At 59.6% G+C, this 11,555-nt stretch carries 12 protein-coding genes and 1 riboswitch; of the genes, 10 read left to right on the plus strand and 2 right to left on the minus strand.

The genetic code is table 11. From position 1 onward, the window contains the following. Positions 1–85 precede the first annotated feature (85 nt). Positions 86–182: riboswitch (TPP riboswitch) on the plus strand. Between the two features lie 32 nt (positions 183–214). The 10 genes from thiM (at position 215) to FN633_RS14305 (ending at position 10,227) form a co-directional block, all read left to right on the plus strand. Continuing rightward, entirely contained in the window at positions 215–1,003 is a 789-nt protein-coding gene (gene thiM, locus FN633_RS14260) for a hydroxyethylthiazole kinase (RefSeq protein WP_154058156.1), read from the plus strand. Then, positions 1,000–1,800: a bifunctional hydroxymethylpyrimidine kinase/phosphomethylpyrimidine kinase gene (gene thiD, locus FN633_RS14265; RefSeq protein WP_154058157.1), complete on the plus strand. Its 801-nt coding sequence runs from the start codon at positions 1,000–1,002 to the stop codon at positions 1,798–1,800. The genes thiM and thiD overlap by 4 nt, the downstream gene beginning before the upstream one ends. A gap of 126 nt (positions 1,801–1,926) precedes the next feature. Further along, positions 1,927–2,292, plus strand: coding sequence for a hypothetical protein (locus FN633_RS14270; protein WP_154058158.1), 366 nt, complete (start codon positions 1,927–1,929; stop codon positions 2,290–2,292). A gap of 169 nt (positions 2,293–2,461) precedes the next feature. After that, positions 2,462–3,514 carry a class I fructose-bisphosphate aldolase gene (gene fbaB / locus FN633_RS14275; protein WP_042389799.1) on the plus strand — a complete coding sequence of 351 codons (1,053 nt, stop codon included), beginning with the start codon at positions 2,462–2,464 and terminating at the stop codon, positions 3,512–3,514. Positions 3,515–3,817: 303 nt separating this feature from the next. Further along, on the plus strand, positions 3,818–4,972 hold the full coding sequence (locus FN633_RS14280) for a mandelate racemase family protein (RefSeq protein WP_154058159.1): 1,155 nt from the start codon (positions 3,818–3,820) through the stop codon (positions 4,970–4,972). Positions 4,973–5,043: 71 nt separating this feature from the next. Next, positions 5,044–6,672 carry an ABC transporter substrate-binding protein gene (locus tag FN633_RS14285; protein WP_154058160.1) on the plus strand — a complete coding sequence of 543 codons (1,629 nt, stop codon included), beginning with the start codon at positions 5,044–5,046 and terminating at the stop codon, positions 6,670–6,672. Next, complete coding sequence (locus FN633_RS14290; RefSeq protein ID WP_154058161.1) at positions 6,669–7,706, plus strand: ABC transporter permease; 1,038 nt, start codon at positions 6,669–6,671, stop codon at positions 7,704–7,706. Before FN633_RS14285 ends, FN633_RS14290 begins: the two co-directional genes overlap by 4 nt. Then, positions 7,703–8,608, plus strand: coding sequence for an ABC transporter permease (locus FN633_RS14295; protein ID WP_154058162.1), 906 nt, complete (start codon positions 7,703–7,705; stop codon positions 8,606–8,608). Before FN633_RS14290 ends, FN633_RS14295 begins: the two co-directional genes overlap by 4 nt. Then, positions 8,580–9,443: an ABC transporter ATP-binding protein gene (locus FN633_RS14300; RefSeq protein ID WP_154058947.1), complete on the plus strand. Its 864-nt coding sequence runs from the start codon at positions 8,580–8,582 to the stop codon at positions 9,441–9,443. Before FN633_RS14295 ends, FN633_RS14300 begins: the two co-directional genes overlap by 29 nt. Positions 9,444–9,453: 10 nt before the next feature. Further along, a complete protein-coding gene (locus tag FN633_RS14305; protein WP_154058163.1) occupies positions 9,454–10,227 on the plus strand; it encodes an ABC transporter ATP-binding protein in 774 nt (257 codons plus the stop codon). A 51-nt stretch (positions 10,228–10,278) separates the two neighbouring features. On the opposite strand, the gene yegS is transcribed toward FN633_RS14305, so the two are convergent. Both yegS and FN633_RS14315 read right to left on the minus strand, forming a co-directional pair. Next, positions 10,279–11,178 (minus strand): lipid kinase YegS, encoded by a 900-nt coding sequence (yegS, locus tag FN633_RS14310; RefSeq protein WP_154058164.1) that lies wholly within the window; start codon positions 11,176–11,178, stop codon positions 10,279–10,281. Between the two features lie 88 nt (positions 11,179–11,266). Then, positions 11,267–11,518 (minus strand): hypothetical protein, encoded by a 252-nt coding sequence (locus FN633_RS14315; RefSeq protein ID WP_154058165.1) that lies wholly within the window; start codon positions 11,516–11,518, stop codon positions 11,267–11,269. Positions 11,519–11,555 lie beyond the last annotated feature (37 nt).

Consider the following 11,555-nt stretch of genomic DNA (forward strand, 5'->3'; position numbering starts at 1 on the left):
TGACGTGCAGAAGCGATAACCGGAAGCGCACGCTTGCATCAGCAAGCCACTTCCCCTAATCTGGCAAAAAGTTCAAAGATGTAATCAACATGACTCGGGGTGCCCTTCTTCGTGAAGGCTGAGAAATACCCGTACCACCTGATCTGGATAATGCCAGCGTAGGGAAGTCAGATGCCTGCCGGCGTCCCTTCTTCGCGCCGGGCAGGAGCTGACTATGCAACCTGACCTGCTGAACCACGCGCACATCGCGTCTGTTTTACAGCACCTTCGTACGCGTTCCCCCCTTGTTCACTGCATGACTAACGACGTTGTGCAGACCTTTACCGCTAACGTTCTGCTGGCCCTCTGCGCCTCCCCAGCTATGGTGATTGAGCGCGAAGAGGCCGTACAGTTCAGCGCTATCGCTGACGCGCTGCTGGTTAACGTCGGTACGCTCACCGCAGACCGCGCCGATGCCATGCGCGCAGCGATCCACAGCGCGAATGAAGCGGGCAAACCCTGGACCCTTGACCCGGTAGCGGTTGGCGCGCTCGATTTTCGCACCCGCTTCTGCCGGGAGATACTCTCTTTACACCCGGCGGCAATCCGGGGTAATGCCTCGGAGATTATGGCCCTGGCGGGCGTGAGCGCAGGCGGGCGCGGGGTAGACACCACCGACTCGGCCAGCGCGGCGCGTCCTGCGGCGGAGCAGCTGGCACGAGAGACGGGAGCGGTGGTCGCCGTCACCGGTGAGGTGGACTACGTGACCGATGGCAGCCGCACGCTGAAGGTCATCGGCGGTGCACCGATCATGACCCGTGTTGTAGGCACCGGCTGCGCGCTATCAGCGGTCGTGGCGGCAAGCTGTGCGCTGCCTGGCGAGCGTCTCATTAACGTTGCGGCGGCCTGCGGCCTGTTCGCTCAGGCAGGCGGCGAGGCGGCGTCAGAGAGCCGCGGCCCCGGCTCCTTTGTCGCGGCGTTTCTCGATGCCCTCTATCACCTGGATGGAGGCGCGTCAGCATGAAACGAATTAACGCATTAACCATCGCCGGCACCGATCCCAGCGGCGGAGCGGGCATTCAGGCGGATCTGAAAACCTTCTCGGCCCTTGGGGCCTATGGCTGCTCGGTCATCACCGCCCTGGTGGCGCAGAACACCCTCGGCGTGCAGTCGGTTTACCGCATTACGCCGGAGTTCGTCGCCGCACAGTTGGATTCGGTATTGAGCGATGTACGTATCGATACCACCAAGATTGGCATGCTGGCAGATACCGATATTATCGAGGCGGTGGCCGAGCGGCTGGTGCATTATCGGGTAGAAAATATCGTGCTGGATACGGTGATGCTGGCGAAGAGCGGCGATCCACTTTTAACGCCCTCGGCGGTCGCCACCCTGCGCGCCCGGCTGCTGCCGCAGGTCTCGCTGATCACCCCCAATCTGCCAGAGGCGGCAGCGCTGCTTGATGCTGACCATGCCCGCAACGAGCAGGATATGCATGAGCAGGGGCGGGCGCTGCTGGCGCTTGGCTGTGAAGCCGTGCTGATGAAGGGCGGCCATCTCACCGACGGCGAAAGCCCGGACTGGCTCTTTACTCGCGAGGGGGCCACGCGCTTCTCCGCCCCGCGCATCGCAACCAAAAACACCCACGGCACCGGCTGCACCCTCTCGGCGGCGCTGGCGGCGCTGCGCCCGCGTCACGCGAGCTGGGTCGATACCGTGGCCGAAGCGAAAGCCTGGCTAACTCAAGCCCTAGCGCAGGCGGACACGCTGGAGGTGGGGCAGGGGATCGGCCCGGTGCACCATTTCCACGCGTGGTGGTAATTATATCACTATAAATAAATACCCTTTCGGCTTGCGGAGGGGTATGAATATTGAGGTTGATACACTATCTTCAAAAAATGTTGCCGGTTCCTGCAAGCATAAATAAATGATAATGGAGCTGTGAAAATGAAACTACCTGTTTTGCTATTACCCATCGCCCTCGTGTTGTTGAGCGCCTGTGGAGGTAAAGCCCAGTCGCCGTATACGGGCTATATTGGCAGCAAACACTATGACCAGTATATTTGCTTAACCGTGCCTGAAGACGGCGAGATAGAGGCTTACAACCTGACCTCGTCTAAGGATAATTTTAAATCCACCTATTCCCCCGTAGGCGAAGACCCAATCGCTGTCTATAGGCCGGGAGTCTGTTTTTTAGCGCGCTTTGATAAGGGCTATATCTATTCATTTAATTACCAGTTGGAGGGCGACTGGTATCATTTCCGCTTTTTAGTTGACCAAAACGGCAAAACAACTATTTTAAATGCGTCCTGACACGCTCTTATTCCAATAATTTACCGGCTTATTTTTCACTAAGCCAAATGTATCAAAATGCTCTCCGCGCTGGAAAAATGTGCCGCCCGGTACCAGGCTTACTCTGCCTGCGAACTCAGGGCAGGACTAACCACGTTCGCCTGCGGGCGAACCTTACGGGAGCCTCATCATGACTGATATTTCACAGCTGCTTGGCAAAGATGCCGACAGCCTGTTGCAGCATCGTTGTATGACCATTCCAGCCGACCAGCTCTACCTGCCAGGACACGACTACGTTGACCGCGTGATGGTCGATAACAACCGTCCTCCTGCCGTACTCCGTAACATGCAGACGCTCTACAATACTGGCCGTCTGGCGGGAACCGGCTATCTGTCGATTCTGCCGGTTGACCAGGGCGTAGAGCACTCGGCGGGCGCGTCGTTCGCCGCCAACCCGCAATATTTCGATCCGAAAAATATCGTTGAGCTGGCCATCGAAGCGGGCTGTAACTGTGTCGCCTCTACCTATGGCGTGCTGGCCTCGGTATCGCGCCGCTATGCGCACCGCATTCCGTTTCTGGTAAAGCTTAACCATAACGAAACCCTGAGCTATCCCAACACCTTTGATCAAACGCTCTATGCCAGCGTCGAGCAGGCGTTCAATATGGGGGCGGTTGCCGTGGGGGCGACGATCTACTTTGGTTCTGAACAGTCGCGCCGCCAGATCGAGGAGGTCGCCAGCGCCTTTGAACGGGCTCACGAGCTGGGGCTGGTGACCGTGCTGTGGGCCTACCTGCGCAACGCCGACTTCAAAAAGGATGGCGTGGACTATCACGTCTCTGCGGACCTCACCGGGCAGGCCAACCACCTGGCGGCTACCATCGGGGCGGATATCGTCAAACAGAAGATGGCGGAGAACAACGGTGGCTATAACGCGGTGAAATATGGCTATACCGACGAGCGCGTCTACAGCAAACTCACCACCGATAACCCTATCGACCTGGTGCGCTATCAGCTGGCTAACTGCTACATGGGCCGTGCGGGTCTGATCAACTCCGGCGGCGCGTCGGGAGGCGAGGCCGATCTCACCGAGGCGGTGCGTACGGCGGTGATCAATAAGCGCGCGGGCGGCATGGGGCTGATCCTTGGCCGGAAAGCGTTTAAGAAAACGATGGCCGACGGCGTGAAGCTGATTAATGCCGTGCAGGATGTCTACCTGGATAATAAAGTGACCATTGCCTAATTAGTTACAACATACTTTTGGTTAGTTGTAGGCATGGTAAGCGCAGCGCCACCGGGCGTTACTGTGCAAAAGCGGCAATGCCGGGCGGCGCTGATGCTGGCCCGGCCTACAACACTATCTTCCCGATCTGCATCACATTTCTCCTCTCTTTTGTGAAAAGTGTCACTCAGCCCTGTGCTATTGCCCAAAAATCACCCGTCGCTTAGCGGAAATTGTCTGAGGTATTGGCTAAAAATTCTGCATACATTTACATCTGAAACAGCTTTTCAAAATGAAGTAGGCACCCTGAGACAAGGATCCGTAATGAAAATTGAATCTGTAAACGTCACCGTTTTTCAGTATCCCACCCGTCGTGTTTCCGATAGCGCTGGTCACTCCCATCCGGGCCCGGAGAGCATGGCAAAAATGGCGATGCTGACCATTACCGCTGATGATGGCAGCCAGGGGTTCTCGTTTGCGCCGCCGGAAGTGGTGCGTCCCTTTGTCGTGAACACTTTCTTCCGCAAGGTGATGGTGGGTCAGGATCCCTTTAACCGCGAGCGCATCTGGCAAGATCTGGCCCACTGGCAGCGCGGCAGCGCTCATCAGCTCACCGAGCGGGCGCTCTCCTTTGTGGAGCAGGCGCTGTGGGATCTGATTGGCCGTAAGCTCAACGTGCCGGTCTATAAGCTGCTCGGCGGCTTCCGTGACAAGGTTCCGGCCTACGGCAGCACCATGTGCGGGGACGATCTGCCGGGCGGGCTCTCCACCCCGGAAGAGTACGCCGCCTTTGCCGAAACTCTGGTCGCCCGTGGCTATAAGGCGATCAAGCTCCACACATGGATGCCGCCGGTCTCTTTCGCACCTAACCCGAAAATGGACGTTAAGGCCTGCGCCGCCGTGCGCGAAGCGGTCGGGCCGGATATCGACCTGATGATCGACGGCTACCACTGGTACAGCCGCACCGAGGCGCTCTATATCGGCAAAGAGCTGGAGAAGCTCGATTTTGCCTGGTTTGAAGAGCCGATGGAGGAGGAGAGCATGTCCTCCTACGCCTGGCTGGCGGAGAACCTCTCTATTCCCATTATCGGGCCGGAGAGCCTGGGCGGTAAGCACCACAGCCGCGCCGACTGGGTGAAAGCCGGAGCCTGCGACATTCTGCGTGCCGGATCCAACGGCGTAGGCGGCATCTCACCGACCCTGAAAGTGGCCAGCCTCGCGGAAGCCTTTGGCATGGACTGCGAAGTGCACGGCAACGGCGCGGCCAGCCTGGCGGTGGTCGGGGCGATCCGCAACTGCCGCTGGTATGAGCGCGGCCTGCTGCACCCGTTCCTCGACTACGACGAACCCGCGGCCTATCTCAACAGCATCGTCGATCCCATGGATGAAGAGGGCTTTGTCCACCTGCCGCAGCGCCCCGGCCTCGGCGAAGATATCAATTTTGCCTATATCGAAGCGAATACCGTCAGTCACGACTAATAAAAAAAGCCAACGCCCGGTGGCCCTGCGCTAACCGGGCCTACGTCTTACCCTACAAACGGTATACAGAGATGAAAAAAAACGCGTTGAGGGCTAGCCTGCTGGCGCTCTCGCTGATGATGGGGAGCGGGGCGACGCTGGCGGCGACGCCACCGGATCAGCTCATCATCGGCATGAACATGAATAATCTCTTAAGTCTCGATCCGGCGGCAATGACCGGTAACGAAGTGGTCGGCATTGTCGTCAATCTTTACGACTCGCTGGTAGAGCTCGATCCCGACCAGCTCACCAACGTCCGTCCGGCACTGGCCGAATCCTGGGCCATCAGCCCGGATGGCAAAACCCTGACCTTTCATCTGCGCAAGGACGTGAAGTTTCACTCCGGCAATCCGCTGACCGCCCAGGACGTGGTGTGGTCGATGCGCCGTCTGCTGCACCTCAACCTCGCTCAGGCCTCGGTGTGGAAATCTTACGGCTTTAGCAAAAAGAATATCGATGATCAGGTGAGCGCCCCGGATAGCTATACCGTACAGATTGTCCTGCCGAAGGCCAACGATCCGCAGCTGGTGATCTACTCCCTCGGCGCGCTGGGTAATCTAGGCGTGCTCGACAGCAAAACGGTGCAGAGCCATGAGGTGAACAACGACTGGGGCAACCGCTGGCTAACTACCAACGAAGCCGGCTCTGGCCCCTTTATGCTGGAGACCTGGCAGGCAAAAGACGTGCTGCGCATGAAGCGTAACCCGAGCTACTGGCGGGAAGAGCCGAAGATGAGCCGCATCGTGCTGCGCCATTTCCAGGAGTCGCAGACCCTACGCCTGATGATTGCCAAGGGCGATCTTGATATCGCTAACAGCATGGCGGTGTCGGACATCAATGCCCTGCGTAAGGATCCCGACGTCACCGTGGAAGCGGTGCAGCGCGGAACTGTCTACTATGTGGCGATGAGCATGAAGGAGCCACACTTTGCTAATCCCAAGGTGCGCGAGGCGGTGCGCTACCTCATCGACTACCAGGGGATCAACAAGGCGCTGATGCCGGGCTATGGCGTGCTGCACCAGCGGCCTATTAAAGCCGGGATGCCGTCGACGCTGCCGGATCCCGGCTACCGGCTGGACATTGCGAAAGCGAAAAAGCTGCTGGCCGAGGCGGGCTACCCCAACGGCTTTGATACCACCCTGCGGGTGCTGGCGGATCAGCCGTTCCTCAACATCGCTATCGCCGTGCAGTCCACCCTGATGCAGGCGGGTATTAACGCCAAAATCATCACCGGCACCGGGAACCAGATCTACGGCGCAATGCGCGAGCGTAAGTTTGACATTCTGGTCGGGCGCGGCGGCAGCGGCGTGGAGCCGCATCCGCACTCTAGCCTGCGTGCGCTGGTCTACAATCCGGACAACAGCGACGAGGCGCGGCTGACCAACTTCCAGGGCTGGCGCACCGGTTTTTACGATAAGCCGCTCAACGAGATGATCGATAAAGCGCTGCTGGAGCGCGATCCGCAGAAGCAGATTGCCGACTATCAGCAGATCCAGACCCGCTACGACCAGCTGATCCCCGCCCTGGTGCCGCTCTCCCAGATGGTGGACTCGGTGGTGGTCCGCAACGAGGTGAAGAACTTCCAGTCTCACCCCTCCGCCACGACTTTCCTGCGTGAGGTCTACAAAGAGCCGATCCATACCGGAGGAACCAAAGGATGAGTGTAGCAATCTTAGCGCCCGGCTCCCGCGCCAGGCGGTTCTCAAACCGGCTTGGTCAGGTGCTGATCACCCTGTTTGGCCTGCTGCTGCTGACCTTTTTTATCGGCCGGGTGATGCCGGTGGATCCGGTGCTGGCGATTGTCGGCCCGGACGCCGACCAGAGCACCTATCAGCAGGTCTACCAGCAGCTGGGGTTCGATCAATCCCTGCTGACCCAGTTCGGCATCTACTTTAACAACCTGCTGCATGGCGATCTCGGTAACGCGCTGCTGACCGGTAAGCCGGTGACGGACGATATTCTGCGCGTCTTCCCGGCGACGCTGGAGCTGGCAACGATGGCGATTATCGTTGGTGCGGGCCTCGGCATTCCGCTGGGAGTGCTGGCCGCGGCGCGGCGCAACTCGTTCTCGGACTATGTGGTGCGCATCATCAGCCTGGCGGGCTACTCCACGCCTATCTTCTGGGTGGGGATGATGGGTCTGCTGCTGTTCTATGCCTGGCTGGGCTGGGTCGGCGGGGCCGGACGGCTGGATATGGGCCTTGAGGGGCTAATTCCGCGCCGCACCGGGCTGTTTACCATTGACGCCCTGCTGGCGGGTAACTGGGAGGTGTTCTGGAACGCCATCAACCACCTGGTGCTGCCCGCGTCGCTGCTCGGCTTCCACTCCTTGGCCTACATCAGCCGGATGACCCGCAGCTTTATGCTGGCCCAGCTCTCTCAGGAGTTCATCATCACCGCCCGGGTTAAAGGCTTAACCGAGCGGCAGGTGATCTGGAACCACGCGTTTCGCAACATCCTCGTGCAGCTTCTGACGGTGGTGGCGCTGGCCTACGGCTCGCTGCTGGAGGGCGCGGTACTGATTGAAACCGTCTTCTCCTGGCCGGGCTTTGGCTCCTATCTCACCGGCAGCCTGCTGCTGGGGGATATGAATGCGGTCATGGGCTGCGTGCTGCTGGTGGGGGTGATCTTCGTGATGCTCAACCTGCTCTCCGACATGCTCTACCAACTCTTTGACCCGAGGACGAAATCATGACGGTCTCTCTGGATACGCCCGTAACCGGCGGCGGCAATGAAAGCCGCCTGCGCCTGAAGCGCGCTCTGGCCCGCACCGGGGGTTTTATTGGCAAGATGGCCCGCAATCCGCTGACCGCCATCGGCGGCGGGATTATTTTCCTCCTGCTGGTCGTGGCCGCCTTTGCGCCATGGATCGCGCCCTATAATCCGCTGGTGCAGGATCTCAACGCCGCGCTGCAATCTCCGAACGCCCAGCACTGGTTTGGCACCGACGAGTTTGGTCGGGATATCTTCAGCCGCCTGGTCTACGGGGCGCGTATTACGCTCTACATCGTGCTGCTGGTGTCGGTCACCGTCGGGCCGCTGGGCCTGCTGCTGGGAGTAAGCGCGGGCTATTTTGGTGGCAAGGTTGATATGGTGCTGATGCGCGTCACCGATATTTTTATCTCCTTCCCAAGCCTGGTGCTGGCTCTGGCGTTCGTGGCCGCCCTCGGCCCAGGTCTTGAGCATGTGGTGATCGCCATTACCTTAACTGCCTGGCCGCCGATTGCCCGTCTGGCGCGGGCCGAAACCCTCTCCCTGCGCCAGGCTGATTTTATTTCGGCGGTGCGCTTGCAGGGGGCCTCGCCGGTGCGCGTGCTGTGGCGGCACATCGTGCCGCTCTGCCTGCCGTCGGTGATCATCCGCATCACCATGAACATGGCGGGGATTATCCTGACCGCCGCCGGGCTGGGCTTTCTCGGCCTCGGCGCGCAGCCGCCTGAGCCGGAGTGGGGGGCGATGATCTCCAGCGGCCGCACCTACATGATGGAGTGCTGGTGGGTAGTGACTATTCCGGGGCTGGCGATCCTAATCAACAGCCTGGCGTTCAACTTCTTAGGAGATGGCCTACGTGACATCCTCGATCCTCGCAGCGAATAACGCGCCTCTGCTCGACGTGCGCGATCTCCACGTCGACTTTATTAACGGACGCGCGGTCACCAACGCGGTGCGCGGCGTCTCCTTTCAACTGGGGCGGGAGAAGCTGGCGATTGTCGGCGAGTCCGGCTCCGGTAAATCCACGGTCGGCCGCGCGCTGATGCGCCTGCATCCGGCCAAGGCGCGCATCACCGCCGAACGGATGCACTTCGGTGATATCGACCTGCGCACCGCCAGCGAGGCGCAGATGCGCACCGTACGCGGGAAGCGGATCTCCATGATCATGCAGGACCCGAAATACTCTCTCAACCCGGTGGTCTGCGTTGGGGATCAGATTGCCGAGGCCTGGCTGACCCACCATCCAGGGCGCAAGGCCGAGGCGAAGGCCAAAGTGCTGGAGATGCTCGACGTAGTGCGTATCCGCCAGCCCGAGCGCGTCTATAACCTCTATCCGCATGAGATCTCCGGCGGGCAGGGGCAGCGCATTATGATCGCCATGATGCTGATCACCGATCCCGAGCTGGTGATCGCCGACGAGCCCACTTCCGCGCTGGACGTCTCGGTGCGTTTACAGGTGCTGGGGCTGCTGGACGATCTGGTCCAGTCCCGCGGGCTGGGGCTGATCTTCATCAGCCACGATATCAACCTGGTGCGCAGCTTCTGCGACCGGGTGCTGGTGATGTACGCCGGGCGGGTGGTGGAGTCGATTGCCGCCTGCGATCTGCATAACGCCCAGCACCCCTATACTCAGGGTCTGATCAGCGCCCTGCCGGAGATCCACCATCGTCGTCCCGTGCTGCCGGTACTGCAGCGTCAGGCCAGCTGGCTTACCGAGTGAGGAGCCCATTATGATCGATGTGAAGAACCTGAACCTGGCCTTTGGCGAAGGGGAGAAGCGTAACCAGGTGCTGTATGACGTGAGCTTTAACGTGCAGCCTGGGGAGATTTACGGCCTGGTGGGTGAGTCCGGCTCGGGCAAAACCACGGTGCTGAAGTGCCTGGCGGGGCTGTTTACCCACTGGGACGGCGAGCTGGCCATCAACGGTCAGCCGCTGGAGCACCGGCTTAATCCGCAGCGCTGTCGACTGGTGCAGATGGTGTTTCAGGATCCCTACGGCTCGCTGCATCCGCGGCATACCATCGGCGATATTCTGGAGGAGCCGCTGTATATTCACGGCATTGGCGATCGGGATCGGCGGGTAAACCGCCTGCTGGATCGGGTCGGGCTGAACCGCGCCTTTCGCGATCGCTTCCCGCACCAGCTTTCCGGCGGTCAGCGCCAGCGTGTGGCTATCGCCAGGGCGCTGATCCTTGAGCCGCAGGTGCTGCTGCTGGATGAGCCCACCTCGGCGCTGGACGTCTCGGTGCAGGCGGAGATCCTCAATCTGCTGGCGGAGCTGCATCAGGAGTCGAAGCTGACCTATCTGATGGTGACTCACGATCTTGGCGTCATCGCCCACCTGTGCCAGAAGATTGCCGTGATGCAGTACGGCAAGATCCTTGAGACATTGACGGTAGACGATCTGGTGAGCGGTCAGGCAAAAACCGACTATACGCGGATGCTGGTGAATGCCAGCCAGCAGTACAGCCGGGAGATGGCGCGGGCGGTTGCGGCCTATTAGCCGCTGGGTTTTTACGCCGGGTGGCGCTGCGCTTACCCGGCCTACGAACAACTAGCGCAACAACGGACAATCCGGCGGCAGGCGGCACTGCAACGCACCAGGCAGGATCTCCATGCGGAAATGCTGGCCGCTCAGCGGCTCGCCGTCGAGGTTAAAGGTGATCTCATGGGGGGAGGTCACCTCAAACCAGGCCGATTCGCCATCCACAATGTTCGGGCTGTCTTCCGGGCGGGTGAGGGTGGTAAAGAGTGCGGGCAGAAGCTCGTCTCCGGTAAAAATGCGTATCTGCAGCAGGCCGTCGTTGATCAGCGCGCTCGGGCAGAGCTGCTGTCCGCCGCCTGCCTGGCGACCGTTGCCAATGCCGATCACCAGCGCATCGCCCTGCCATGAAAAGTTTTTGCCACGGATCACAACGCTGTCGGCTTTCAGGGTATCCATGCGCATCAGGCCGTGAATGACATAGGATACGCCACCCAGCGCGGCCTTCATCCGTTCCGGCGTTTCGGTCGTGATGCGCGTCCCGAACCCGCCGGTCGCCATATTGATAAAGCAGGTCTGGTCGTTAACTCGGGCGATATCCACCGGCACGGCCCTGCCGACGATCGCTAACTGTAGTGCCTTATCCAACGTCTCCGGCACGCCCGTACTGGTGGCAAAATCGTTAGCGGTACCGAGAGGTAAAATCCCCATTGCCGGGACGTTTTCCGCCTTCGCGTTGACCAGCGCCGTAGCCACTTCGTTGATCGTGCCGTCGCCGCCGCCAGCGATCACCGTGGCCACGCCAAGCTCAACGGCTTCCGCCACATAGCGGGCCGCGTCACCCTTTTCCCAGGTGACCCTAACGTGCAGCTCAATACCTTCGTTACGCAGCAGGGTAACCGCCTCGCGCAGGGTGTCATCACCTGCACTTTTGCCATTCAGAATAAGTAAACTCGACGGATCGCTAGTCATCCTAAAACCCTGGAAAAAGAGAGAATGAAGAGAGTGTATCTTAGCTGGAACGGGAACGTGTAAGAAGTGGCTGAAAGGCACAAAAAAATTAGCCTTGCTTAACACGATCGCGCCGGGGATGCTTGATGTACTTCCAACCCAGGAACCATCCAACGATTGCGCCAATGATAAACATCACAGGCGTGCCGATAAAAAAGATAGATGCATTAACCGACATCTGATCTTCGCCGTAGATGGGGCCAACAAAGTAGTCACATATCGCTGGCAATAACAGGTACATCAAAAGAGCACCGCAGAAGGCACCGACGATCGCACAAATGGAAATTTTCAGCTTTCTCATCATCCCTGCCAGACATTGTCTTCGTTGACGTTAGAAC

It is taken from the genome of Pseudescherichia vulneris, assembly GCF_902164725.1.
Lineage (GTDB): Bacteria > Pseudomonadota > Gammaproteobacteria > Enterobacterales > Enterobacteriaceae > Pseudescherichia > Pseudescherichia vulneris.

Coding starts and splice junctions, on each gene's coding strand:
- thiM (WP_154058156.1), top strand. CDS start 215: ATGCAACCTGACCTGCTGAACCACGCGCACATCGCGTCTGTTTTACAG.
- thiD (WP_154058157.1), top strand. CDS start 1,000: ATGAAACGAATTAACGCATTAACCATCGCCGGCACCGATCCCAGCGGC.
- FN633_RS14270 (WP_154058158.1), top strand. CDS start 1,927: ATGAAACTACCTGTTTTGCTATTACCCATCGCCCTCGTGTTGTTGAGC.
- fbaB (WP_042389799.1), top strand. CDS start 2,462: ATGACTGATATTTCACAGCTGCTTGGCAAAGATGCCGACAGCCTGTTG.
- FN633_RS14280 (WP_154058159.1), top strand. CDS start 3,818: ATGAAAATTGAATCTGTAAACGTCACCGTTTTTCAGTATCCCACCCGT.
- FN633_RS14285 (WP_154058160.1), top strand. CDS start 5,044: ATGAAAAAAAACGCGTTGAGGGCTAGCCTGCTGGCGCTCTCGCTGATG.
- FN633_RS14290 (WP_154058161.1), top strand. CDS start 6,669: ATGAGTGTAGCAATCTTAGCGCCCGGCTCCCGCGCCAGGCGGTTCTCA.
- FN633_RS14295 (WP_154058162.1), top strand. CDS start 7,703: ATGACGGTCTCTCTGGATACGCCCGTAACCGGCGGCGGCAATGAAAGC.
- FN633_RS14305 (WP_154058163.1), top strand. CDS start 9,454: ATGATCGATGTGAAGAACCTGAACCTGGCCTTTGGCGAAGGGGAGAAG.
- yegS (WP_154058164.1), bottom strand. CDS start 11,178: ATGACTAGCGATCCGTCGAGTTTACTTATTCTGAATGGCAAAAGTGCA.
- FN633_RS14315 (WP_154058165.1), bottom strand. CDS start 11,518: ATGAGAAAGCTGAAAATTTCCATTTGTGCGATCGTCGGTGCCTTCTGC.